The organism is Paraplanobispora siamensis, assembly GCF_016863175.1.
Taxonomy (GTDB): Bacteria; Actinomycetota; Actinomycetes; order Streptosporangiales; family Streptosporangiaceae; genus Planobispora; species Planobispora siamensis.
The window spans coordinates 1-23,735 of the sequence record NZ_BOOJ01000055.1 but is presented as its reverse complement, the minus strand read 5'-3'; the positions used below and the strand labels follow the sequence as shown (position 1 = coordinate 23,735).

Here is a 23,735-nt window from a genome sequence, read left to right as displayed (position 1 = left end):
TCAGGTGTCGAGCGAGGGGTGGACGGGCCGTACCTCGATCGTGCCGTACCGGGCCGCGGGGATCTCCGCGGCGACGGCGAGCGCCTCGTCGAGGTCCGCGCACTCCATCAGGTAGTAGCCCGTCAGCGCCTCCTTCGTCTCGGCGTACGGCCCGTCGCTGATGATCGGGTCCCCGCCCCCGCCGCCGGGGACGCGCACGGTCGTCGCGGTCGCCGTGGGGTAGAGCGCGTGGCCGCCCCTCAGCACCGCCGCGTGCGCCTCCTCGAACGCGGCGTACTCCCGCAGGCCCTCGGCGTACTCCGGCCGGGTCCAGTCGACCTCGCCGGTGTAGGTGAGTGCGATGTACAGCGGCATCAGGACCTCCTCGGCGGCGCGGTCCGTCCGGACGGCACGACGATCACCGTACCTCCGGCCTGCGACGGTCCCGCGCTAGTCATCGGCGGCCCCCGCCTCGACGACCTCCAGACCGTTGCCGTCGGGGTCGCGGAAGGCGAACATGGCCGGGACGCCGTCCCAGCGCAGCACGTCGTCGGCGTCGGCGCCATGGGCGCGCAGCGCGGCTTGGAGCGCGTCGGCGTCGCCGGTCGTCAGCCGGATCCCCGTCTCGACCCCGGCGGGCACGCCCTCCCGGGCCGGGACCAGCGCGATCGACACCGCCGCCCCGGGCGGCGCCACCTCGATCCATCGCCCGCCGAGCTGTTCCACGGGCATGTCCAGCCGCTTGTCCAGCCCGAGTACGCCGACGTAGAACTCGACCGCCCGGTCCTGGTCGGTGACCGGCACCCCCACCGTCCGAATCCCCGTGACGAGTGTCTGGTCCCGCTCGCTCATGATGGTCCTCCCGTAACGCCTGCTCTACGGAACCCCCATCTGGAGGGTCCTCATATAGAGGACGAACGGCCTCTCCCGTTTCCGGACACCTTCCGCGCTCCGATTCGCGGACATTCGCGGTCCGCAGGCCCACGCCCCGGCCCTGCCCGCCGGTATCTGCGGTTTTCCGCAGTACCGGAACGGCCATGCGCCTCATTCCGGGCCCGCCATGATCGTCCATAGCCTCTGGGGCATGACGGACTGGCTGATCGAACTGATGGAAATCCTCGGAGCGCCGGGCGCGGGCCTGGCCATCGCACTGGAGAATCTCTTCCCGCCCCTCCCCAGCGAGGTGATCCTGCCGCTGGCCGGTTTCACCTCCTCCAGAGGCGAGATGAACCTGCTGAACGCGCTGGCCTGGACCACGGCGGGCTCGGTCGTGGGCGCGCTGGCGCTGTACTGGGCGGGCGCCCTGCTCGGCCGCGAGCGCACGCTCGCTCTGGCCGCCCGGATCCCGCTGCTGAAGATCTCCGACATCACCAGGACCGAGGCGTGGTTCCTCCGCCATGGACGCAAGACGGTGTTCTTCGGGCGCATGATCCCCATCTTCCGCAGCCTCATCTCGATCCCGGCCGGGGTGGAACGCATGCCGCTGGGCGTCTTCACACTGCTGACCGCGGCCGGCAGCCTCATCTGGAACACGATCTTCGTGCTGACCGGCTACGTCCTGGGCGAGAACTGGTCGCTGGTGGAGACCTACGTCGGAGTGGGCACCAACCTGGTGATCGTCCTGGTCCTGCTGGCCGTGCTCGTCTTCGTGGGCGTCCGGCTGACGGAACGCCGCAAGGGGAGGCGCGCGTTCACGACACAATGATCCTCGTGCTCATACATCACGACGACCGGGCGGGCGGGCCCGCCCCGACCACGGCGGGGCCGCCGTGCGCGTGATCCTGGCCGAGGACTCCACCCTGCTCCGCGAAGGCCTCGTGCGGCTGCTGGAGGAGGAGGGCCACGAGGTGCTCGCCGCAGTCGGCGACGGCCGGGCGCTGGTCGACGCGGTGGCCGAACGGGAACCCGACGCGGTCGTCGTGGACGTGCGGATGCCGCCCACGCACACCGACGAGGGACTGCGCGCCGCCCTGGAGATCAGGCGCCGCCTGCCGCACGTGAAGGTGCTGGTGCTGTCGCAGTACGTGGAGAAGAAGTACGCCACCGAGCTGATGAGCGGGGACATCGACGGCGTCGGGTACCTGCTCAAGGACCGGGTGGCGCAGGTCGGCGACTTCCTGGACGCGCTGGAGCGGGTGGGCGCCGGGGGCACGGCCTTCGACCCGGAGGTGGTGCGGCAGCTCCTGGCCCGCACCAGCCACGCCGACCCCCTGGCCCGGCTGACCGGCCGGGAGCGCGAGGTGCTGGAGCTGATGGCGCAGGGCCTGACCAACGCCTCGATCGCCCAGACGCTGCACGTGTCGCAGAGCGCGGTGGAGAAGCACGTCAACGCGCTGTTCGACAAGCTCTCGCTGTCCCACACCACCGGCTACAGCCGCCGGGTCCTGGCGGTCCTGCGCTATCTCGGCTCCTGAGGCCGTACGGCGGGCACCCCGGCTTCGACGAGACAGGCAAGGAGAATCCCGATGGAAGACCCCATGGACGAAGCGGCACCCGGCGGGCCGGTGAGCGAGCCGCCGCTCGCAGGCGCCCTGCGGCTGCCGGACGGCTCCTGGATCCGGGGCCGCGGCCTGCGCCGTCCGCCGCCGGAGGGGCCGGCGCCCGACTTCGGCCTCTACCTCGGTTCCGGCCGGCTCCGGCGCGACCACGAGGGCGGACTGCCGTGGCCGCACGAGTGGATCGAGTGGCCCGACTTCCTGTTGCCCCGGGACCGTGATCTGGCCGTACGGCGGATCCGCGCTCTGCACGAGCGGGCGCGGGCGGGTGCCGCGGTGGAGGTCGCCTGCGGAGGCGGCGTCGGCCGTACCGGCACGGTCATCGCCTGCCTCGCCGTCCTGGCCGGTCTCGACCCGGCCGACGCCGTCGCCTGGACGCGCGAGCACCACCACCACCGGGCCGTCGAGACTCCGTGGCAGCGCCGCTGGGTACTGCGCTTCCCCCCGCCCGGATCCGCGTGACCGGGGTGCCCGTCCCGGCCGGCGGACCGGCCGCGGGCGTCAGCGGCGCCAGTGGCCCGGCTGGACGAGACCGGACTCGTAGGCGCAGATGACCGCCTGGATCCGGTCGCGCAGGCCCAGCTTGGACAGCACGTTGCTGACGTGGCTCTTCACCGTGTGCTCGCTGACCACCAGGGCATCGGCGATCTCGGGGTTGGACAGGCCGCGGCCGAGGAGGGCCAGGGTCTCCCGCTCGCGGGCGGTCAGGGTGTCCATGCCCGGCACCGCGACCGGCGGGCGGGTGTCGCGCCGGAGGATGTCGTCGATGAGCTTGCGGGTCACGGCCGGGGCGAGCAGCGACTCCCCGGCCACGACGACGCGGACGGCGTGGACGAGGTCGTCCCGTCGCACGTCCTTCAGCAGGAAGCCGCTGGCCCCCGCGTGCAGGGCCGCGTAGACGTACTCGTCGTTGTTGAACGTGGTCAGGATGATGATCCTGGCGTCGGTCTCGGCGCAGATCCGCCCGGCGGCCTCGATGCCGTCCATGACGGGCATGTGGATGTCGAGCAGGACCACGTCGGGTGAGTGCAGGCGCGCCGCCTCCACGGCCTGGGCGCCGTCGCCGGCCTCCGCGACGACCGTGATGTCCGGTTGCGTGTCGAGGATCAGGGCGAAACCGCTGCGCACGAGCTCCTGGTCGTCGGCGACCACGACGCGGATGGTCACGCGGCGGCTCCCGGCAGGCGCACCGAGACGGCGAAGCCGCGCCGGCCGGGCCCGTGGCCGAAGGACACCGAGCCGCCGCAGGCCGCCGCGCGCTCGCGGATGCCGACCAGTCCGTGCCCCGTCCCGCCGGTGTGGCCGCGGCCGTCGTCCGTCACGTCGATCACGAGCGCGTCCGCCCGCCAGCCGAGCTCGACCGAGACCTTGCTCGCGCGGGCGTGCTTGACCACGTTGGTGAGCGCCTCCTGGACCACCCGGTAGGCGGCGGCCTCCACGTCCGGCGGCAGCGGGCGCGGTGTCCCGCTGACGGTCAGGGCGGCGGGTTGCCCGGCGCGGTCCACGTTCTCGACCAGTTCCCCGATGCGGGCCACCGTCGGGGTGGCCTCGGCCGAGTCCTCCCCCAACAGGCCGAGCAGGCGGCGCAGCTGGTCCATCGCGTCACGCCCGGTCGCGGCGATGGCGTCGAAGGCCGCCTCTGCGCGGTCCGGATCGGGCCGTACGGCCAGCGGACCGGCCTCCGCCTGCACCACCATCAGGCTGATCGCGTGGCCGAGGATGTCGTGCATGTCCCGGGAGATGGCCGCCCGCTCCCGCTCGACGGCCCGGCGCGCCTCCATCTCCTTCTCGCGTTCGAGCTGACGGGCGTGGGCCTGCCGGTTGGCAGCCGCCCGCCCCAACGCCCAGGCCGCGACGTACATCACCAGCCCGCGCACCGTCGTGTCCGCGCTCGGCATGCGCAGGATCAGTCCGGCGAGCTGGGCGGCGGCGGCGACGGCGAGGATGGTCAGCCCCCATGTCCGCTCGCGCCGCGAGCCGTGCACGGCCACCGTGTAGACCGCGATCAGCAGGGCGTACGGGACGGGCTGCGGCGCGGTGTCGGGATCGTTCAGCAGGTACGCGCCGGTCGCGGCCATCACCGCGACCATGACCGCCAGCGGTGCGCGCCGCCGCCAGATCAGCGGCAGCGCCTGGCCGAGCACCGGAAGGTACTGCTGGATCGTGTAGCCCGTCACCGGGTCGGCCGCCCGGATCGTCAGCAGGAAGGGAGCCGAGTGCGCGGCGAGGACGGCCAGGGCGACGGCGATGTCCACGGCGAGCGGTGGAATCTGGCGGACGACACGGACGGAAGATCGCATAAGTGAATGAATCATAGTTCAGGCACTCAGAGGGGTTCAGGTGGCGGAGGGGGTCAGGCGGCGGAGGGGTTCAGATGGGCGAGGGGTTCAGGTGAACGAGGGGCCGACGAGGTTGTACGTGACCGCCACGACGGCGAACGCGGTCACGCCGAGGGCGACCAGCGTGTAGGCGATCCTGCCCGGCGTCCTCCACCAGCGCTTCCACCAGGCCATCGCCGTACAGGCCAGCAGGGCGGCGGCCAGCGGAACCGTCAGCGACGCCAGCACCAGCAGCGCGATCAGCATGGGAGCCCCTTCCAGGACCAGCGGCAGCGCCCGGCTCTGGTCGGCGAGCAGGCTGCCGAAGCCGACGGTGAAGACGACCACGACGGCACCGGCGAACCAGGCGAGCAGGCGCGGGAGGCGGGACCCGGCGGGGGACCCGGCGGAGGGCGGGGACGACCGCCTGCGAGCCGCCCGGACCGCCGCCGCCACGGGGAATCCCAGCAGCGCGGCCAGGGAGGTGGGGAGCGCGAGGGCCAGCAGGGCGAGGTGCAGCGACGGGTGGTCCAGCGGGCCGATCCGGTCGAAGACGACCGAGCTGCGGCTGATCGCCAGCTGCCCCGGCTCGGGGAAGGCGATCCGGTCCCAGCCGCCCTCCTCCTGGAAGACGCCGGGCTGGAACTGGATCCAGTGCCGCTGGCCGCGCTTGACGCCGGTGGTGAGGATGCCGCCGTCGGCGGTCGCGGTGACGTGGATCGGCGAGTCGGTGAGCGCCTGCACCTTCAGGAGGCTGCCGTGGCTGGTCCGGCTGCTCTGGTACCAGCCCTCGTACTGCTCGGCGGAGGCGCCGGGCAGCGCCTTGACGGACGGCGGGCGCGCGTCCGGGAGGTAGCGGTCGATGATCTTGTGGGCCAGCTCGAACCCGTCCAGCCCGTGCCCTCCGGTGCCGTCACCGTTGGACATGACGTGGATGCCGATGCCCTGCTCCGGCAGCAGGAGCATGTAGGTGTGCATGCCGGGCATGTCACCGGCCTTGAAGAGCACGCGGTGCCCCTTGTACGGCGACTCCTCCCACATGAAGCCCATACCGGGCAGCCGGGGGTCCTCGGTGTACTGCTGCCGCTGCATCTCGGCCGCCACCCCGGTCCCGAGACGGGGGTCCAGCTCCAGCTGGGCCCGCATGTACGCGGCCATGTCCGAGGCGGTCGACGCGGGCCCCGCGCCGGAGGCGGCGAAGTCCGCGCAGTCGGCCGTGGTCGTCGAGCCGTCCGTCAGGTAGGCCCTGGTGTCCCCCAGCCCGCCGCAGGCGATCACCGAGTCCTTCATGCCGAGGGGGGCGAACACGTGCTGCTCGACATACTTCTCGAACGGCATCCCCGAGACCGTCTCCACCAGGTATCCGGCCAGAGCGACGCCGTAGTTGTTGTAGGAGACGCCGGTGCCGGGCGGGCGCAGCCGGGCGGGCTGGGTCGCGGCCAGCCCCTCACCCAGCGGCCGGACATCCGAGCCGCTGCCCAGGACGTGGTCCTCGTCGAACCCGGCCGTGTGCGTGAGCAGGTGGCGCAGGGTGACCGGACGGCCCGGGTAGGTGTCACGGATCTTGAAGGTGGTCAGGTAGGTGTTGACGTCGGCGTCCAGGTCCAGCCTGCCCTCACCGACCAGCTGCAGGGCCGCCTGGGCCGTGAACAGCTTCGTCTCCGACCCGATCAGGAAACGCGTGCGCTCGGGATCCACCGGGAGACGGCGCTCCACGTCGGCCCAGCCGTACCCCTTGTCGACCACCTCCCGGCCGTCGGCCACCACCGTGACGGTCACGCCGGGGATCTTCTCCTCGGCCATGACCGAGGTGACGTGCTCGTCGACGAGTGTGCCGACCCCTGGAAGATCAGAAGGTTGGGCGGCCTGCGCCGGGGTGGATGCGAGGACCAAGGCGGTGATCAGCTTCAGGAACATGCCGTAAGGCTCCCGCGGACCCCCCTTCCGGCACATCGCCGACGCCGCCCATTCCGTTGTCCCCCGCGCGGGGGAGTGAGGGAGTAGGGGAGGGCCTTACAGGACGCTCATCGCGTCGGCTGTGGTGGGACGGATCTCGAAGATCTCGCGTAGGCCGGTGAGGTCCAGGATCCGTCTCATGGGGCCGTCGACACCGGTGAGGACCAGGCGGGTGCCCCGGGCTTGACTGCGTTTGAAGGCCCTGACGAGTTCGCCGAGCCCGGCCGTGTCGCAGAAGACCAGGTCGGTGAAGTCAAGGACGAGGGCGGGCACGCCGGACAGCTCCCAGACCCGGCCGAGATGCTCGCGCCAGGTGGGCACCGAGGCGATGTCGAATTCCCCTCCCACCTGAATGATGATCGCATCGCTGTCGTGGCGGAGCGCCGCGATGAGTGTGAGCCGGGCATCCCCGGGGGCGAAGAGCATGTCGGCCCCCCAACGTTGCGACTGGGCCAAGCGTTCCAGTTACCCGGATGCACGGTCTTCTAACGCCGGGACGACAGGTTCTGCGGCAGCGGCCGGTTCGCGGGGGCCGGTTCGCGGGCGGCGCACCGTCACCGGGATGTTCCGGCCCGCCGTCCGCCGGGCGGTCACGACGTGGCCTGCTCATCGCCGCCGGCCGTACTCTCCCGGCGGGCTTGGAGCTCCGACAGGCGCCGGGATATCTGCTCGGCCCGGCGGTGGGCCGCCACAGCGTCGTGGTGGGCCCGTTCGGCTCCCCGGACGGCGTCTCTGGCCTGTCGTCGCATGTCGCTCACCGCCTCGGTGAGCCGGCCGGTCCGGTCGCCGATGGTGAGGTCGTCCTGCGGGGTCTCATCGTGCCACGGCGGCCAGCGCTGCTGGCTTTCGACGATGGCCTGCTCTCGGTCCGCCTGGGCCGCCTGCCGGTCGGTCTGGGCGGCGGTCCGGTCGTACGCGCTCGCCTGACGGTCGCGTTGCGCCTGCAGCCGATCCTGCTGGGCCGCGGCCGCGTCCGTCTGGGCCGCCGTCTGGTCTTTGCGCACCTGTGTCCAGGCGTTGCGCAGCGCGGCGCGGTCCCACTGGTTGTGCTCACGATCGACGGCCTGCCTCTGCGGGTCGGCGTCGTCCGAGAAGCCGGCCTGTTCGGCCGCCCGGTCGCGCTGTTCGGCCGCCCACAGCACATCGTGGAAGGCGCGATCGGCGGCGGCGGCCGCATCCTGGGCCCGCTGCTGCTCCTGGTGGCGTGTCACGGCGGCCTCGTCACGGCGGGACGCCGCGTCGTCGCGCCGGTGGGCGGCCAGATCGCGCTGCGCGGCGGCCTCATCCCGGGCGAAGGCCGCCTCCGGGTGCGCATGGGTGCCTTCCCGCGGTGGGACCGGCCGGTCGCCGTGGCGGGCCGGGTCAAGGCGCCCGCGCATCACCGCGGCCATCCGCCGGGCCTCGTCAGCCAGCGGATCATTCTCCAGTAGGCCGGCCATCGCTTCCAACAGCCTCGCGACCGCCTGAGCCTCCTGCTCATCCAACATCGTCAAGACTTCCCGGCAGGAGAGACACCACCATCGATGCTATGCCCGCCCTCGCGATCGACAAGCCGGCAGGTGCGGGTCTCCGACCCGCACCTGCCGGCTGCGGTGGTGCCGTTTCCGTGGTTCGAGATCGCCGATCTGCTCGCCGGTGACCTCCGGGAGGCCCTATTCCCAGCGGAACCAGCGGATCGCGATGATCGTGCACCCGATCGCGTAGGCGGCCAGGGTCAGCAGGGGAGCGGCGGCGGGGAAGTCGCCCAGATAGGCCGCCTGGAAGGCCTGCATGCCGGCGCCGAGCGGGGTGTAGTGGCTGATGGTCTGCAGCACCTCGGGCATCTGCGCGACCGGCACCCACAGCCCGGCGAAGAACATCATCGGGAAGAACAGCACCGTGCCGACCGCCGTGGCCGGGCCGCGCCCGGGGGTCAGCGCGGTGATCAGCAGGCCGATGGCCAGCAGCGCGGCCGCTCCCAGCAGCCAGGACAGGACGAAACCGGCCGGGTGCCGGGGCAGGTCGACACCGAAGCCCAGCCCGGCCACCGCCAGGAACAGGACCGTCGCGACCAGCGCGATGGCGAAGTTGGCCACGAGCTGGGCGGTGAGGACACGGGCCGGGCCGATCGGGGTGGTCTGCAGGCGCCGCAGCACCCCGTTCTCCCGGTAGCCCGCCAGCGTGGTCGGCAGGGCCGTCATCGCCAGGATCGCCAGGTTGAACAAGATCAGTACCGGAACGTACAGGTCGAAGTACGTCAGGCCTCCGGCGGCCTCCACCCGCTCCCGCAGGGCGGGGACCATTCCGAGGATGACCAGCACGATCAGCGGGCAGCCGACTCCCCACAGGGGACCGACCTTGTCCCGGATGCTCAACCTGCTCTCGGCCTTGATCAGCCGCCAGGTCGCGGAACCGGAGGTGGCGGGGGCGGGAACGGCGGTGGTGGTGTTCAGGACTGACACGGGGGTGGCCTTTCTCTACTGGTCTCTTCGCGGGGGCCGGGCTGCGGGGTCGGGTGTCTACTCGGAGTCGAGGCGGCTGCCGGTCAGCTGGACGAAGGCCTCCTCCAGGCTGGCCTGCTCCACCCGCAGCCGCTCGGCGACGATCTGGTTGCGGGCCAGTACGGCGGTCACCGCGTTGAGCGCGTTGTCGTTGCCGCTGACGATGACCAGCTCACCGCGGCGGGTCAGGCCGGAGACCTCCGGCAGGTCGGTGAGCAGGTGGTCGGCCATCGGCTTCGACGGGCGGAACTGGATGCGCTGCTCGATGCGGGCCCGCGCGGTCAGCCCGGCCGGGGTGTCCACCGCCACCACCCGGCCGCCGTCGATCAGCGCCAGCCGGTCGCACAGCCGCTCGGCCTCCTCCATGAAGTGGGTGACCAGCACGATCGTCACCCCGCGGGAGCGCACGCCCTCGATCAGCTCCCAGGTGTCGCGCCGGGCCTGCGGGTCCAGGCCCGTGGTGAGCTCGTCCAGGATCGCCACCCGGGGGTTGCCGACCAGCGCCAGCGCGATCGACAACCGCTGCTTCTGCCCGCCCGACAGCTTGGCGTAGGCGGTCTTGGCCTTGTCCGTCAGACCCAGGTCACCCATCAGCGCCCGCCAGTCGGCCGGGTGGGGGTAGAAGGAGGCGTACAGCTCCAGCGCCTCGGCCACCTGCAGCCGATCGGGCAGCTGACCGGCCTGCAGCTGCACGCCCAGCCGCCGGGTCAGCTCGGTGCGGTCCCGCTGCGGGTCCAGCCCGCACACGCTGATCTCGCCCCGGTCCGGCACCCGCAGACCCGCGACGCACTCCACGCTCGTGGTCTTGCCGGCGCCGTTCGGGCCGAGGATCCCGAAGATCTCACCCTCCTGCACGGTGAGGGAGACATCCTCGACCGCGATCTTGTCGGCGTAACGCTTGTGGAGGTTGCGCACCTCGATCACTGCTGGCATCTGCGTGGTCCCTTCAGGCTGGCCCCTCGTCGTTCGGGCGTGCCTCAAGCCTGCTGGACCGGCGCTTTTCCCGGCACCGACCGGCAGACGGGACCTGACTGCCGATCGGTGGGGACGCCGAATCAACCGATCGGTGGATTGCCACCCGGCCGGGGCGAACGCCGGGGCTCCATCCCCGGGAACTACAGGCCGGTCATCACCAGGCTCATGTAGTACCAGTAGCCGTTGCCGAAGATGTGCTTGGAGATGTAGGCGATCTGCCCGGTGGAGAGCGTGGCGCAGGTGGAGCCCTGCGCGGTGACCGAGCCGAGCTCGTCGCCCTGGCCGATGACGGGCGGGGTGACCTCGCGCAGGCTGAACTTCGCCGACGCGGTGACGCCGATGGTGGTGGTCGGGTTGCCGAAGTTGCCGGAGTAGGCGGTGTCACCGTTGTTCATGGCGACGTAGCTGCCGCCGCCGGGATACATGTACCCGGCGAGGTTGATCCGGATCTCGTCGCCGTTGTTCTCCTCGGTGTCGTAGGCGTCGACGTAGTTCACCTCCACCCGGCAGGTGGCGGCCGCGGTCGCCGCGCCGGCGGGTGAGGCCGCGGACACGGCCGCCGGGACGGCCAGGCCCGCCGTCAGCGCGAGCGCGAGGAGCTTGTGAGATCGCATGTCGTTTCTCCCTTGGCTGACCTGCGTTCCATGTCGAAACGCCGGTGTCTCAGGGTGCGGCAGGCGGGGTGGGCGGCTCAGTGACCAAATGCACGCTCCATCCGCGCCCTTCTGCTTTGCGCGTTCACGCGATCCGAGGGACGCTCCGCCGCCGGAAAACCGGTTGAGCCCTCCTTCCGCGCTCCCGTAGGTTGCCTGCGGCCCCGTCGCAGTGAGGACAGAGGACAGAACCGCGTGACCCCGCCTGCTCTTCAGACCTGACACCTTCTTCCGCTCACCTTCAGGCCGGCCCTCCCGCCGGCTCTGCCGGGCTGCCCGCGTGCGCCCGGTCACACAGCGTTTGAGGCCGCGCGCAATCGGCCTCGTGTCAGGTCTAGAGAGATCATGTCTTCACAACCTCATACTGTGCTGCCCTGGGTCGTCCGCCGGACCAGGCTGCCTCTGCTGTCGTTGCGGTGCGTGGACTGCCGGTCGGAGTCGGCCACCACCGGCGAGGGCAGGTTCCGCGTCAACGCCAACGGCAAGCTGCTGGACGTGTGGCTGCTGGTGCGCTGCGTGTCCTGCGATCGGACGGGCAAGCTCACCGTGCACGAGCGGGCGCCGGTCGGTTCCTTCGACCCGGCCGAGCTCGACGGCTACCACGCCAACGATCCGGAGCTGGTGGCGTCCAGGCTGCTGGATCCGCTGCTCGCCCGGCGCAACCGCTTCACCCTGGACTGGACGGGGGCCTGGCGGCTGGACACCCCGTCGGCACGGCTGGAGGAGGCGTGGCCGGTCCGGGTGGAGGTCGTCTTCGAGGATCCGGTGCCGGTGCGTCCGGAGCGGCTCATCGCGCAGGGGCTCGGCCTCAGCAGGGCCGAGGTGCTGCGCCGGATCAAGTGCGACATCCCGCTGCGCCGTCCGACGAGCACCGGTTTCGCCTTCACCGTGATGACCGGGGACTAGCGGGGACGCGACCGCGGCGCGCGATCTCCGGCCTGTCGGCGGGCACGTCTTCAACTTAGTTCAATAGGCTCTTGCACTTAGTTCAAGTGGTGGGGTACGGTTTACCCATCAGCCACTTGAACTAAGTGCAGGACCGGATCTGAGAGGACCCCCCATGAACACCCTCGCCGCCCTCATGCAGCTGCTCGTCGCCGTCGCCTTCGTCAGCATCCCCCTGGTCCGCCACCGCTTCGGCCCCGCCGCCAAGAACGCCGCCGTCGCCGAACTGCGCCGCCAGAACATCCGCCCCGAGATCCTCGAAGAGAACAAGCTCCGCTTCGACGCCGGCGGCCACGAGACCGCCGCCCCGGCCACCGTCGCCGCCATCATGATCGCCACCGCCGCCCTCAACCTCGCCGGCGCCGCCCTGGCCCAGCCGCTGACCTGGATCTTCTGCTCCCTGGTCCTGCTGATGAACGCCGGGATCGTCTACAGCAACCTCACCGCGGTCAAGTCCGTCCAGGCCGCCTTCGCCCGCAAGGGCGACCCCGAGCTGGCCCGCGTCCAGGTCGCCCCCTTCCTCGAGGCCGCCGAGAGCGCCTTCCCCGGCTGGGTCCGCGCCCAGACCTACATCCGCAACACCGTGGTCTTCGCCGGCTCGGCCATCGCCCTGGCCGCCGTCTCCTTCGCCTGACCACCACGCCGCCCGACCACCACGGCACGCCCCCGGCCGCCGCCCCGCCCCCACCGCGCACACGCACCGGGGGCGGGGCCTCGCCGTCCCCGGACGAAAACGACCCGGACACCCGTGCGGGCCGCTTCGGAAAGTCGATTTCCGAAGCGGCCCGCTCGCGTCGTCCCAGGAGATCCCGTCCGGCCTCGATCGGCGCCGGCCGGCGCCGTCTCATGATCGGATCTGGCTAGCCCCGGTTCCAGGTCCACTTCTGGTTGTTGCCGCCCCAGCAGGAGTAGAGCTGGAGCAGGGCGCCGTTGCCGGTGCCGGCGGCGTCCAGGCACAGCCCCGACTGCACGCCGACGATGGAGCCGTCGGAGTTGACGCGCCACTTCTGGTTGTCGCCGCCCCAGCAGGAGTAGATCTGCACCTTGGCGCCGTTGCCGGTGCCGGCGGCGTCCAGGCACTTGTTGCCGTAGACGCGGATCTCCTGCGCCGAGGTGTAGGACCACTGCTGGTTGGAGTTGGAGTGACAGTCCCACAGCTGGAGCTGCGTGCCGTCGGTCGTCGTGGCGTTCGGCACGTCCGCGCACCGCCCGGAGGCCACACCCCGGATCTGTCCCGCGTCGCCGGGGTTCTGCGTGGGCGTCACGGTCGGCGTGGGCGAGGGGTTCGGGTTCGCGTTGTTGAGCGCGTTCAGGACGGAGTTGTACGCGGCCTTCTTGTTGCCGTTGCCGTCGAAGAGCAGCGGGCTGGTGTTCGCGCCGAGCCAGGAGTCGCTGTCACGGACTCCCCAGACGGTGATGCCGGTGCAGCGCGGCACCGCCAGGCAGTCGTTGACCACGTTGGCGTACGTGGTGGCCGAGCCGCCCTGGATGTCCAGCTCGGTGATCTGCACGTCGACGCCCAGGGCCGCGAAGCTCTGGATGGTCGTGCGGTAGTTGCTGTTGTAGGGGCTGTTGCTGTTGAAGTGCGACTGCAGGCCGACGCAGTCGATCGGCACGCCGCGCTGCTTGAAGTCGCGGACCATGTTGTAGACGCCCTGCGTCTTGGCCCAGTTCCAGTTGTCGATGTTGTAGTCGTTGTAGCAGAGCTTGGCGGACGGGTCGGCGGCCCGCGCGGTGCGGAAGGCCACCTCGATCCAGTCGTTGCCGGTCCGCTGGAGGTTGGAGTCGCGCCGGCCGCCGGAGTTGCCGTCGGCGTAGGCCTCGTTGACGACGTCCCAGGCGTAGATCTTGCCTCTGTAGTGCCCCATCACACCGTTGATGTGGTTGATCATCGCCTGCCGGAGGCTGCTGCCGGAGAGCGCCTGCATCCAGCCCGGCTGCTGGGAGTGCCAGGCGAGGGTGTGCCCGCGTACCCGCTTGCCGTTCTGCACCGCCCAGTTGTAGACCCGGTCGCCGGCGCTGAAGTTGAACTGCCCCCGGTTGGGTTCCGTGGCGTCGATCTTCATCTCGTTCTCGGCGGTGATCATGTCGAACTCGCGGTTCGCGATCGTCGTGTACGTCTGGTCGCCCAGCTTGCCGGCGGCGATGGCCGTGCCGAAGTACCGGCCGCTCTGCTGGGCGGCGGCGGCCAGCGTGCTCGCCGCCGCGTCCGCGGGGGCCGACACCATCAGCGCCGCGCCTATGACACCCGCGACGCTCACGGTGCTCACGAGGCCGCGCAGGGCACCGAGGCGTTTGCGCGCGGATGAGGGTGAAGCCTTCATACCCATGCCTGACTCCATACTGAAATCACGGAAAGAGGGATATGCGGGAACCCGGCGGACGACGCCGCACCCCGGACCGGAGGCGCACACCACGACGGCGTCATGACCGGCGGCCCCCGCCGATCACCACATCAGGCGGGGCCGACCGCTTCGGAGATCAGTGTGGAAACGCGACCGAAACATGTCAATACTTAAGCGAAACTTTCGGATCGATCGGTCGCGAGTGGCGCTCGACGGCCGGTGCTTCCGAGCAGCAAGCGGCCCATGTATACGGATATGACAGGGATGTGCCGATATCGACGATGAAACTTTCATAGTGGAATCGCAAGTTGCGAAACCGGAAATCGGCTGTACAGGCCGACGGGGCCTGCCCTGCGCGGTCGCGTGCAGGACCGCCCGCCCTTGACGGCGTCCGGTCCGGCTGTATTTACTCGCCGCCATCACCACGAGAGACGCCGGGGTGTCGAAGGAGGCTGCACCACGGAGTGTTAGCGCTAACACGGGTCTCCGCCCATGGGACGCGCAAGGTCGTCAGGCCTGGGTGACACCACGCGCCCAGGTCACTCCCCATGATGATCGGCCGTGCTCACCGGCATCCGGACCTCGCGTACGGCCTCGACGGGAAAGCGATGGTTGCGAACGGTGAAGGCGCCATCCGCGCGGATGCGCTCATGAAGACTCCGTAGCGGCCGCTCGTGGCGTTCGGGATCGAAGTCGCGAATCTGCCGCGGGACGGCTCGCAGGTGGAAGACCACGGTGCCGCCGGGGGGAGCGCCGAGGCTCGCTCGACGTACCGCCATGACGGGTTCCCGCCGCTCGTCCGGTCGCGTAGCCGGCTGAAGTCCCATCCGTGCGGGGACGCGTGCGGGGCCTGTCCGACAAGATCGTTTTAGCTGGGCGCCCGGTCACGCCAATGAAGCCCGGGGATGCCGGCCGGGGGTCATTGCAGCCGGTGCTGCAGCGCCGGGGCCAGTTCGGTGGTGGTCAGCAGGAAGGCCACGACGTAGTCGATGAGATGGTCGCGACCGATGTCCAGGTCGCCGCGGAACCAGCTGGTCAGCAGGTCCCACAGACCGGCGGTGACGGTCAGGGCGGTCAGGTCGAGATCGGCGGCCGACAGGGGGACCTCGTCCAGCAGTTCGTGGACCTGGGCGGTGAAGATGCCTGCCAGCGTCTGGATGATGCGGCGGCGGCGTTGCTGCAGCAGCGGATGGGCCGAGAACTCGTGGGCCAGGATGCGGCCCCGACGCGGGTCGGCGGACAGGAAGTCCACGATGGCCTCCACCGCCGCGCGGGCGCGGGCGCGCAGGCGGTGGGGGGCGGCCGCGGCCGCGGTCAGGATCGCGGCGGTGCCCTGGGCGGCCTGATCGTCGACGACGGCCAGCAGCAGGGCGTCCAGGTCGGTGAAGCTCTCATAGAAGTAGCGGTCGTTCAGGCCGGCCTGCTTGCACACGCCTCGCACGGTCGCGGTGGCCCAGCCGTGGCCGCCCAGCACCTCCAGGCCTGCCTCCAGGAGTGCGGCGCGGCGCTGAGCCCGGCGTTGTTCGGCCGGCATCCCGCGGTAGGGACGCGCGGAGGGCGTCGAGGAGGTCACGACATCCGATTGTGCCGTAGCCCTTGACACTCCGGTCGAATCTGGTGATGGTTGACACCATAATTTCTGGTGTTGGCAATCACCAGAAATGCGGTCCTCTGCCCGCTCAGGGAAAGGCGGTCGCCTGTGACCACCCAAGACTCGCCATCCTCTTCCCCCCTCACGGTGTCCGCCATCGACCTGAGCGACCTGCGGTTCTGGGCCCGGCCGCCGGCCGAGCGCGCCCGGGCCTTCGCGTTGCTGCGCGCCCAGCCCCACCTGTCGTACTTCCGGTTGCCGAAGGTTCCCTTCCTGCGGCGCGACCCCGGCTACTGGGCGCTGGTCCGGCACGCCGACGTGGTGGAGGCCAGCCGCCGTCCCGAGATCTTCAGCAGCGAGCCCAGCGCCACCAGCCCCACCGACATGCCGCGCTGGATGAGCGGCTACTTCACCTCGATGATCGATATGGACGACCCGCGGCACGCGAAGATCCGCCGGATCATCTCCCGGGCGTTCACCCCCAAGGTGCTGGCCGCGGCGGAGGCCGACATCGCGCGGCGGGCCGCGCGGATCGTCGACGAGCTGATCGCGGCAGGCCCGGGTGACTTCGTGGCCCGGGTGGCGATGCGGCTGCCGGTCGAGGTGATCTGCGACATGCTCGGCATCCCGCCCCATCACCACGCGCGGGTGGTGAAGCTGACCAACATCGTCGTCGGTTACACCGACCCCGAGTACGTCGGCGAGACGGCGGCCTACGCCGGCGCCCGGGTGAAGGTCTCACCGCTGGGCGTGATCCGCACCCTGACCACGGTGGCGCTGGCCGGATGGCGGCTGCACCGGCTGGCCGCCCGGCTCGGCCGGCAACGCCGGAACTCGCCGACCGGAGATCTCACCTCCGCGCTGGTCAACGCCAACATCGACGGAGAACGGCTGAGCCCGCGTGAGTTCGCCGCGTTCTTCCTGCTGCTGGTGGTGGCCGGCAACGAGACCACCCGCACCGCGATCGCCCACGGCCTGAAGCTGTTCACCGACCATCCCGCCCAGCGGCGGCTGCTGACGGCCGACTTCGAGGGCCGCATCGCCGGCGCCGTGGAGGAGATCGTCCGCCACAGCACCCCCGTCATCTTCATGCGCCGCAACGTCACCCGCGACGTCGAGATCAACGGCCACCACTACCGGGCCGGGCAGAAGGTGATGCTGTTCTACGCCTCCGCCAACCGCGACGAGACCGTCTTCGACGATCCCGACGCCTTCGACATCACCCGCTCTCCCAACCCGCACGTCGGTTTCGGCGGTCCGGGACCGCACTTCTGCCTGGGCGCGCACCTGGCCCGCCGGGAGATCACCGTGATGTTCCGCGAGCTGTTCACCCGTCTGCCCGACATCACCGCAGGCGAGCCCGACCGGCTGCTGTCCAGCTTCGTCAACGGCTGCAAACGCCTGCCGTGCACCTTCACCGTCCCGCAGGCCCGTGCTCGGTCAGGAGATGGCTTGTAACTTTTGAGGATCCCGGACCACTTCCTCCTGTCAGCGGTTTCCGGGACATGTGAGGGGCTGGGGCGGTGACGAGCGATCGAGAGCGCTTCACCACCATCTACGACGAATGCCGGCAGCGGGTCTGGGCCTACGTGGTCAGCCGCGCCGGTCGGCAGGTGGCCGACGAGGTGGTGAGCGAGACGTTCGCCATCGCCTGGCGCAAGTTCGACCAGGTGCCGCAGAACGCCCTGCCGTGGCTGCTGGGTGTGGCGCGCAACGTGCTGCGCGACACCATCAGGGCCGAGGTCAGGCGGGAGGGGATCCGGCGTGAGATGCGCGAGTGGATCACCGGTGACGTGGCCGACCACGTGGCCGAGCGCCTGGGCGTCCTCAAGGCCATGGCCAGGCTCACCCAGGACGAACGGGAGATCCTCATTCTCGTCGCCTGGCAGGGCCTGAGCATGAGAGACGCCGCCAAGGTGCTCGGCTGCTCGGTGCCGGCCTTCCGGGTCAGGCTGCACCGGGCGAGGAAACGCCTGCGGGCCGAACTCGAATCGCCAGTGCCGTCGCAGACCGGGCTTGTGGAGGAATTGTCATGAATGCTATGGAAGAACTGCGTGCCGCCCGCCCGGCCCATCTGGCCGACGGGCCGATCGACCCGCGGACCCGGCAGGCCGAACTGGCCCGTGCCTTCGCCCAGCCCAGGCAGGTGCCGCGGCGCGGCAGGAAGTCGCTGGGCTGGGGCCTGGGCCTGGCGGGCGCGACGGCGGTCGTGACCGCGGTCGTGCTGGTCGGCGGTCCGGCCCAGGGGCCGGCGTCCGTCGTGACCTCGACGGCATCGGGTACGGCGACGCGGCCGGTCGCCCTCTCGGCGAAGGAGGTGCTGCTCGTGGCCGCGACCAGCGCGGAGCGCCAGCCCGCCACCGGCGACTACTGGCACGTCTCCAGCCGCTCCCGCACTCTCCAGCCGGTCAACGAGGGCTTCGTGATCACCATAGAGCAGGAGAGCGAGAGCTGGGTGGGCGCGAGGGAGCAGTGGGGCTCCGGCCGCATCCTCGCCATCAGGCCCGCGACCGACGCCGACCGGACGGCCTGGGAGAAGGCGGGTTCGCCGCGCGAGCTGACCTTCGCGGGCCGCAAGAGAATCCCGATCAAGGAGAGTGCCGGGAAGCCGCACACCGGTCACACGAAGAGTGACGAGCTCTTCTGGCTCGGCCGCAACGTCACCATGGCCGACCTGCGGAACCTGCCGACCGGTCCGGAGGCGCTCAAGGCCCATCTGCTCGGTTTCTACGAGGGCAAGGACACCGAGTCCGGCGCCCCGATGGCGGAGGACGCCTGGCTGTTCCGGGTGACCGAGGGGCTGATCACCGACATGCCGGTGAGCCCGGAGGTGCGCGCGGCGGCCTTCCGGATGCTCGCGGACCTGCCGTCGGTCACCTCGCTCGGCCAGGTCACCGACGCCGCCGGGCGCACGGGCACCGCGATCGCGATCGACGGCACCTCGCAGCCCAAGGCCGGTGACACCGAAAAGGGCGTGGTGCAGGTGCGGCTGATCATCGACGAGCGGTCCGGCCGCGCGCTGGCGCGCGAGAGCGTCGTCGTCAAGCCGGGCGGCATGCAGGCCGGACTGGAGCCGGGGACGGTGTGGAACACCAACACCATCCTCGAGGCCGGCTGGACGGACGAGCACCCGTAGCCGCGAGGCGTCCATGCGACCGTGGCGCGATTCGAGCACAAAAATCTTCGGGAAAGTGTCGTACAGGCCTGACCGCGAATCGTCTTGCAGGTGAGGCCGGTGAGCAGACCGCCCGGCAGGGTGATGAACGAGGAGACCGGACCCGCTCATCACCCTGGGGCGGCTGCCGCCGAGCCGGGACAGTCCGATGATTCCGAACGGAGCAGGTCATGAATCCGACGCTGAACACCATCGACATCGTGGTCTCCGACATGCGGGCGGCCATCGCCTTCTACGCCCGGCTCGGGCTGGAGTTCAAGCTCGACCCGGCCACTCCCGAGCACGCCTCGTGCGACCTGCCCGGCGGGCTGCACCTGATGCTGGACGGCGAGGCCTTCCGTACCCCGTTCCTGCCCGGCTGGAGCGCGCCGACCGGCGGGCCCCGCGCCCTGCTGTGCTTCGAGTTCGACTCCCCGGCCGGAGTGGACGCCAAGTACGCCGAGCTGACCGGGGCCGGTTACCGCGGGATCGCCGAGCCGTTCGACGCCTTCTGGGGTATGCGGTACGCCACCGTGACCGACCCCGACGGCACCGGCGTCGACCTGTACGCCGCCCTGCCCGCCACCTGACACCGGCCCGCCGATCCGCCGATCCGCCGATCCGTGAGGAGAACGCGCATGAAGTACGTGCTGATGTTCGTCGAGACCGAGCAGTTCGCCCGGGACCTGGAGGCAATGGGCGAGGCCGAGCGGGAGGCGGCCTACGCGGCGGTGGGCCGCTGGTTCGCCGAGCACGCCGACAAGATCACCCACCACACGCACCTGTACCCGGTGCACACCGCCACCACGGTACGGCTGGACGGCGGTGAACCGGTCGTCACCGACGGGCCGTTCGTGGAGGGCAAGGAGGTGGTCAGCGGGTTCGCCGAGGTCGAGGTGGCCGATCTGGACGAGGCCCTGGTCCTGGCGAGATCCTGGCCGGCGTGCCCGATCGTGGAGATCCGTCCCGCTTCGTGACCGGCGGAGTGGACGAGGGCCGAGGCGTGAGCAGGGGCTGAGTCGTGGACGAGGCGGCGACGCGTGGACGAGGGCCGGGGCGTGGACGAGGGCAGCAGGGGCTGAGTCGTGGACGAGGGCCGGGGCGTGGACGAGGCGGCGACGCGTGAGGTGCTGGCCCGCGTGGTGCGCGAGCACGCGGGCCGGCTGGCCGCGTCCCTGGTGTCGCTGCTGGGCGACTTCTCCGCGGCCGAGGACCTGGTGCAGGACGCCGTCGAGACCGCGCTCAAGCGCTGGCCGGTCGAGGGCATCCCGGACCGGCCCGATGCCTGGCTGCTGGTCGTGGCCCGGCGGCGCGGCCTGGACGTGCTGCGCCGCGAATCGACCTACCGGGCCAAGCTGACCCAGCTGACCTGGCCGGTCCCCGCCGAGCCGGACGACCGTCTGCGGCTGGTGTTCACCTGCTGCCACCCGGCGCTGTCGCGGCCCGCGCAGATCGCGCTGACCCTGCGCGTGGTGTGCGGGCTGAGCACCGCGCAGATCGCCGCGGCGTTCCTGGTGCCCGAGACCACGGTGGCCCAGCGCATCACCCGCGCCAAGAAGAAGATCGCCGAGGCCGGGATCCCGTACCGGATCCCGGCGGGCGGGGAACTGCCGGAGCGGCTGGGCGAGGTGCTGGCGGTCGTCTACCTGCTGTTCAACGAGGGATATCTGTCCAGTACGGCCGAGCGCGCCCAGGCCCGCGACCTGGTCGACGACGCCGAGTGGCTGGCCGCACTGCTGGTCGGCCTGCTGCCCGGGGAACCGGAGGCGGCCGGGCTGCTGGCGTTGATCCGGCTGCACCGGGCGCGCGGCGCGGCCCGATTCGACGACGCCGGCCGCCTGGTGCTGCTGGCCGATCAGGACCGCACCCGGTGGGATCGGGCGGCGATCGGGGAGGCTATAGCGCTGCTGACGCGCACCGCCCGCACGCACCGGCGGCCGGGGCCGTACCAGCTGCAGGCCGCGATCGTGGCCTGCCATGCCGAGGCCGAGTCCTTCGCCGCCACCGACTGGCGCCAGATCGTGGTGCTGTACGACCTGCTGCTGGGGCTGGCCCCGTCCCCGGTGACCCGGCTGCACCGGGCCGTCGCGCTGCGCTATGCCGTCGGCCCCGAGGCGGCGCTGGCCGAGCTGGAGGAGCTCGGCGGGGCGCTGGAGCGCTATCCGCTCTTCCACGCCACCCGGGCGGAGCTGCTGCGGGATCTGGGCCGGGGCGCCGAGGCCAGGACATCTGACGCGCGGGCGCTGGAACTGACGGCCAACCCCGCCCAGCAGGCCCTGCTGGAAGAGCGGCTGCGCTGGGACTGATCAGCCCTTCCCCGGGCAGCCCTTCCCCGGGGCCGGAGACCATGAGTTCTCAATGGTCGCCGGAATGCCAGGGCCGCCCGGGTGCGGTGGTCCGGGCGTGGGCGGCCACGGCGAGGGCGTAGGCCGCTCGGGGAGCGTAGGCGCCGGTGGGGCCGAGATAGGTGTGGCCGGTCAGGTGGCACCAGGCGGGCAGGTCGATGGGCGCGGCCGGGTCGGCGGCGATCAGGTGCACCACGGTGCCCGGGGGCAGGCCGGTGACGAGACGGCGCAGCTCGATCAGCAGCTGCACGCAGCGGCGGTCGCCGCCGTCCAGCACGACCGGATCGCCGCCGTCCAGCACGACCGGATCATCGCCGTCCAGCACGACCGGATCGCCGCCGTCCAGCACGACCGGATCGCCGCAGGTCGGCTCGTTCATACGGCCACCGGCAGGTCGGCCAGGCGCCATTCCAGCATGCCCTCGGCCAGCCGCGCCGCGCTGCGGCCGCGGGCCGCCAGCTCCCGCACCGCCTCGTGGGCCATCACGCAGTAGGCGCCCCGGCAGTAGGCGACGATGTGCCCGTCCGCGGGCAGTTCGGCCAGCCGGTCGGCGAGCTCGTCCAGCGGGATCGACACGGCGCCGGGGATGTGCCCGGCGGCGTACTCGACGGCCGGGCGCACGTCGGCCACGATGACGTCTCCGGTCCGGATGCGCTCCAGCAGCTCCTCCCGGGTGAGCTGCTCGGCGTCGTCGGGCCCCAGATAGGCGGCGCGGGCCCGCTCGACCTCGGCCAGGTGCGCGGCGGCGACGCCTCGCAGGTTCGCCCACAGTGCGGCCACGTCGGTGCCGGCCAGCCGGTAGAAGACCTTCGTGCCCTCTTTGCGGGTGGCCACCAGCCCGGCCTGGCGCAGCACCTGCAGGTGGTTGGAGGCGGTGGTCAGCCCGAGGCCGGCCGCCTGCGCGAGGGCCTCGACCGAGCGCTCGCCCTGGGCCAGCAGATCCACCAGCTCCAGCCGCTTGGCCGAGGCCAAGGCCTTGCCGACCTGCGCGAAGCCGTCGAACAGCGCCGTTTTGGCAATCACGTCACCCATTGACATTCCTCCATAAGTCCATGGAATAGTGTAAAAGGTGGAAGCGGAGGGGACAACATGGTGATTCCGATCGTGGATGAAGGACTGGGCAACACGTCCTACCTGGTCGACCTCGGTGACGGCCGGGCGCTGGCGGTGGACGCCGGCCGGGACCTGCGCGCCCTGCGCGCCGCCGCCGCGTCGCACGGCCTGACGGTGGCCTTCGCCGCCGACACCCACCTGCACGCCGACTTCCTGTCCGGCGCCCTCCAGCTGGCCGCCGACGACGGCGCCCGGGTGCTGGCCTCGGCCGCCGGGATGCGGGCCTTCGACCACGCCGCCCTGGCCGACGGCGACGAGGTCGACCTGGGCGGCCTGACCCTGCGAGCCCTGGCCACGCCCGGTCATACCGGTGAGCACCTGGCCTTCGTGCTGCTGGACGGCGCGGCGCCGCTGGGAGTGTTCTCCGGCGGGTCGCTGATCGTCGGCTCGGCCGCCCGCACCGACCTGTCCGGAGCAGAGCGGACCGAAGCGCTGGCCCGTGCCCAGTACCGCTCGCTGCGGCGCCTGGCGGAGCTGCCGGACGAGGCCGCGCTGTGGCCCACCCACGGCGCGGGCTCGTTCTGCTCGGCGCCGCCCGGCGCCGAGCGCACCTCCACCATCGGCACGGAGAAGGCCACCAACCCGCTGCTGCGGACCGCGGACGAGGACGCCTTCGTCGCCGCCCTGCTGGGCGGCCTGGGCAGCTTCCCGCCGTACTTCCTGCACCTGCCCGAGGCCAACCGGCGCGGCCCGGCCATCATGACCGGCGCCCCCGCCCTCACCCCGCTGGACGCCGAGACGGTGGGCGGGCTGCGGGCCGGGGGTGCGGTGGTGGTGGACGTACGGCCGGCGCGGGCCTTCGCCGCCGCGCACATCACCGGTGCGATCTCCATCCCGCTGCGCGCGCAGTTCGCCTCCTGGCTGGGCTGGCTGCTCGACCCGGCCACGCCGTACGTCATCGTCCGCGACCCCGCCCAGGACGCCGCGGAGATCGCCTGGCAGGCCGCGAAGATCGGCTACGAGGCGTGCGCCGGGGAGCTGACCGGCGGTATGAGCGCCTGGACCGGCCCGGCGCAGAGCATCGGCCTGGTCGGCGCCGACCGGCTCGACGGCACGCACGTGCTGGACGTGCGCCAGGACGCCGAGTACGCCTCCGGCCACGTCCCCGGTGCGCTGCACATCGAGCTCGGCGCCCTGCCCGCCCGGGCCGGTGACGTGCCGGGCGGACCGGTGACGGTGATGTGCGGGCACGGCGAGCGGGCCATGACCGCCGCCAGCCTGCTGCAGCGCACCGGCCACCGGGATCTGCGGGTGCTGGAGGGCGGGCCCGACGACTGGGCCGAGGCCACCGGGCGCGCACTCGTGGACGGTGCGGAGTGAGCGCCCCCCGCCCCGGCGGGCGTCCGGCCGGGCGGTACGGCATGAGCCCCTTCGTTCCGGCCATGG

Annotated in this window: 27 protein-coding genes; 12 read left to right on the top strand and 15 right to left on the bottom strand. The window is 71.5% G+C overall.

Translation table 11 applies throughout. The annotated features are described in order from the left end of the window. Together Psi01_RS31300 and Psi01_RS31295 are read right to left on the bottom strand one after the other, a co-directional pair. Window positions 1–354 carry a YciI family protein gene (locus Psi01_RS31300; RefSeq protein WP_204067730.1) on the bottom strand — a complete coding sequence of 118 codons (354 nt, stop codon included), beginning with the start codon at window positions 352–354 and terminating at the stop codon, window positions 1–3. Window positions 355–429: 75 nt separating this feature from the next. Further along, window positions 430–831 (bottom strand): VOC family protein, encoded by a 402-nt coding sequence (locus tag Psi01_RS31295; RefSeq protein ID WP_204067729.1) that lies wholly within the window; start codon window positions 829–831, stop codon window positions 430–432. A 232-nt stretch (window positions 832–1,063) separates the two neighbouring features. Between Psi01_RS31295 and Psi01_RS31290 the strand changes: the two genes are divergently transcribed. The 3 genes from Psi01_RS31290 (at window position 1,064) to Psi01_RS31280 (ending at window position 2,936) form a co-directional block, all read left to right on the top strand. Next, window positions 1,064–1,684, top strand: coding sequence for a DedA family protein (locus Psi01_RS31290; protein WP_204067728.1), 621 nt, complete (start codon window positions 1,064–1,066; stop codon window positions 1,682–1,684). Between the two features lie 64 nt (window positions 1,685–1,748). Then, window positions 1,749–2,393: a response regulator transcription factor gene (locus Psi01_RS31285; protein ID WP_204067727.1), complete on the top strand. Its 645-nt coding sequence runs from the start codon at window positions 1,749–1,751 to the stop codon at window positions 2,391–2,393. Window positions 2,394–2,444: 51 nt separating this feature from the next. Then, window positions 2,445–2,936, top strand: a complete 492-nt coding sequence (locus Psi01_RS31280; protein WP_239128160.1) for a protein-tyrosine phosphatase family protein — start codon at window positions 2,445–2,447, stop codon at window positions 2,934–2,936. A gap of 39 nt (window positions 2,937–2,975) precedes the next feature. Here the strand turns inward: Psi01_RS31280 and Psi01_RS31275 are convergent, their stop codons facing one another. The 8 genes from Psi01_RS31275 to Psi01_RS31240 form a co-directional block, all read right to left on the bottom strand. After that, the gene (locus tag Psi01_RS31275; protein ID WP_204067726.1) at window positions 2,976–3,641 is read right to left on the bottom strand and encodes a response regulator; all 666 of its coding nucleotides are present in this window, start codon (window positions 3,639–3,641) and stop codon (window positions 2,976–2,978) included. After that, complete coding sequence (locus tag Psi01_RS31270) at window positions 3,638–4,774, bottom strand: sensor histidine kinase (protein ID WP_239128159.1); 1,137 nt, start codon at window positions 4,772–4,774, stop codon at window positions 3,638–3,640. The genes Psi01_RS31275 and Psi01_RS31270 overlap by 4 nt, the downstream gene beginning before the upstream one ends. 87 nt (window positions 4,775–4,861) lie before the next feature. Continuing rightward, window positions 4,862–6,709, bottom strand: coding sequence for a serine hydrolase domain-containing protein (locus tag Psi01_RS31265; RefSeq protein WP_204067724.1), 1,848 nt, complete (start codon window positions 6,707–6,709; stop codon window positions 4,862–4,864). A 96-nt stretch (window positions 6,710–6,805) separates the two neighbouring features. Then, window positions 6,806–7,174: an STAS domain-containing protein gene (locus Psi01_RS31260; RefSeq protein WP_204067723.1), complete on the bottom strand. Its 369-nt coding sequence runs from the start codon at window positions 7,172–7,174 to the stop codon at window positions 6,806–6,808. A 164-nt stretch (window positions 7,175–7,338) separates the two neighbouring features. Then, the gene (locus tag Psi01_RS31255; protein ID WP_204067722.1) at window positions 7,339–8,235 is read right to left on the bottom strand and encodes a hypothetical protein; all 897 of its coding nucleotides are present in this window, start codon (window positions 8,233–8,235) and stop codon (window positions 7,339–7,341) included. 165 nt (window positions 8,236–8,400) lie between these two features. Further along, window positions 8,401–9,189: an ABC transporter permease gene (locus tag Psi01_RS31250; protein ID WP_239128158.1), complete on the bottom strand. Its 789-nt coding sequence runs from the start codon at window positions 9,187–9,189 to the stop codon at window positions 8,401–8,403. A 57-nt stretch (window positions 9,190–9,246) separates the two neighbouring features. Further along, on the bottom strand, window positions 9,247–10,161 hold the full coding sequence (locus tag Psi01_RS31245) for an ABC transporter ATP-binding protein (RefSeq protein ID WP_204067721.1): 915 nt from the start codon (window positions 10,159–10,161) through the stop codon (window positions 9,247–9,249). Between the two features lie 182 nt (window positions 10,162–10,343). Continuing rightward, on the bottom strand, window positions 10,344–10,817 hold the full coding sequence (locus Psi01_RS31240) for a hypothetical protein (protein WP_204067720.1): 474 nt from the start codon (window positions 10,815–10,817) through the stop codon (window positions 10,344–10,346). A gap of 405 nt (window positions 10,818–11,222) precedes the next feature. Between Psi01_RS31240 and Psi01_RS31235 the strand changes: the two genes are divergently transcribed. Next, complete coding sequence (locus Psi01_RS31235) at window positions 11,223–11,762, top strand: DUF1062 domain-containing protein (RefSeq protein WP_239128157.1); 540 nt, start codon at window positions 11,223–11,225, stop codon at window positions 11,760–11,762. A gap of 154 nt (window positions 11,763–11,916) precedes the next feature. Further along, a complete protein-coding gene (locus Psi01_RS31230; RefSeq protein ID WP_204067718.1) occupies window positions 11,917–12,435 on the top strand; it encodes a hypothetical protein in 519 nt (172 codons plus the stop codon). A 226-nt stretch (window positions 12,436–12,661) separates the two neighbouring features. On the opposite strand, the gene Psi01_RS31225 is transcribed toward Psi01_RS31230, so the two are convergent. From Psi01_RS31225 to Psi01_RS31215, 3 genes are all read right to left on the bottom strand, one after another. Next, complete coding sequence (locus tag Psi01_RS31225; RefSeq protein WP_239128156.1) at window positions 12,662–14,071, bottom strand: endo-1,4-beta-xylanase; 1,410 nt, start codon at window positions 14,069–14,071, stop codon at window positions 12,662–12,664. Window positions 14,072–14,685: 614 nt separating this feature from the next. Continuing rightward, the gene (locus tag Psi01_RS31220) at window positions 14,686–14,880 is read right to left on the bottom strand and encodes a hypothetical protein (protein ID WP_204067716.1); all 195 of its coding nucleotides are present in this window, start codon (window positions 14,878–14,880) and stop codon (window positions 14,686–14,688) included. A 185-nt stretch (window positions 14,881–15,065) separates the two neighbouring features. Beyond that, window positions 15,066–15,719, bottom strand: coding sequence for a TetR/AcrR family transcriptional regulator (locus tag Psi01_RS31215; RefSeq protein WP_204067715.1), 654 nt, complete (start codon window positions 15,717–15,719; stop codon window positions 15,066–15,068). Between the two features lie 165 nt (window positions 15,720–15,884). Between Psi01_RS31215 and Psi01_RS31210 the strand changes: the two genes are divergently transcribed. The 6 genes from Psi01_RS31210 to Psi01_RS31185 all read left to right on the top strand — a co-directional run bounded on the left by Psi01_RS31210 (window position 15,885) and on the right by Psi01_RS31185 (window position 21,197). Next, the gene (locus Psi01_RS31210; RefSeq protein ID WP_239128155.1) at window positions 15,885–17,195 is read left to right on the top strand and encodes a cytochrome P450; all 1,311 of its coding nucleotides are present in this window, start codon (window positions 15,885–15,887) and stop codon (window positions 17,193–17,195) included. Between the two features lie 65 nt (window positions 17,196–17,260). Then, on the top strand, window positions 17,261–17,773 hold the full coding sequence (locus tag Psi01_RS31205) for an RNA polymerase sigma factor (RefSeq protein WP_239128154.1): 513 nt from the start codon (window positions 17,261–17,263) through the stop codon (window positions 17,771–17,773). 5 nt (window positions 17,774–17,778) lie between these two features. Next, window positions 17,779–18,873 (top strand): CU044_5270 family protein, encoded by a 1,095-nt coding sequence (locus Psi01_RS31200; RefSeq protein ID WP_204067713.1) that lies wholly within the window; start codon window positions 17,779–17,781, stop codon window positions 18,871–18,873. A gap of 209 nt (window positions 18,874–19,082) precedes the next feature. After that, window positions 19,083–19,481: a VOC family protein gene (locus Psi01_RS31195; protein WP_204067712.1), complete on the top strand. Its 399-nt coding sequence runs from the start codon at window positions 19,083–19,085 to the stop codon at window positions 19,479–19,481. A 48-nt stretch (window positions 19,482–19,529) separates the two neighbouring features. After that, the gene (locus Psi01_RS31190) at window positions 19,530–19,868 is read left to right on the top strand and encodes a YciI family protein (RefSeq protein WP_239128153.1); all 339 of its coding nucleotides are present in this window, start codon (window positions 19,530–19,532) and stop codon (window positions 19,866–19,868) included. A 108-nt stretch (window positions 19,869–19,976) separates the two neighbouring features. Beyond that, window positions 19,977–21,197, top strand: a complete 1,221-nt coding sequence (locus tag Psi01_RS31185; RefSeq protein ID WP_239128152.1) for an RNA polymerase sigma factor — start codon at window positions 19,977–19,979, stop codon at window positions 21,195–21,197. Window positions 21,198–21,246: 49 nt separating this feature from the next. On the opposite strand, the gene Psi01_RS31180 is transcribed toward Psi01_RS31185, so the two are convergent. After that, window positions 21,247–21,615, bottom strand: coding sequence for a sulfurtransferase TusA family protein (locus Psi01_RS31180; protein WP_239128151.1), 369 nt, complete (start codon window positions 21,613–21,615; stop codon window positions 21,247–21,249). Continuing rightward, on the bottom strand, window positions 21,612–22,268 hold the full coding sequence (locus tag Psi01_RS31175; protein ID WP_204067711.1) for a metalloregulator ArsR/SmtB family transcription factor: 657 nt from the start codon (window positions 22,266–22,268) through the stop codon (window positions 21,612–21,614). The genes Psi01_RS31180 and Psi01_RS31175 overlap by 4 nt, the downstream gene beginning before the upstream one ends. A 57-nt stretch (window positions 22,269–22,325) precedes the next feature. On the opposite strand from Psi01_RS31175, the gene Psi01_RS31170 reads away from it, so the two are divergent. Then, window positions 22,326–23,669: an MBL fold metallo-hydrolase gene (locus Psi01_RS31170; RefSeq protein WP_204067710.1), complete on the top strand. Its 1,344-nt coding sequence runs from the start codon at window positions 22,326–22,328 to the stop codon at window positions 23,667–23,669. Window positions 23,670–23,735 lie beyond the last annotated feature (66 nt).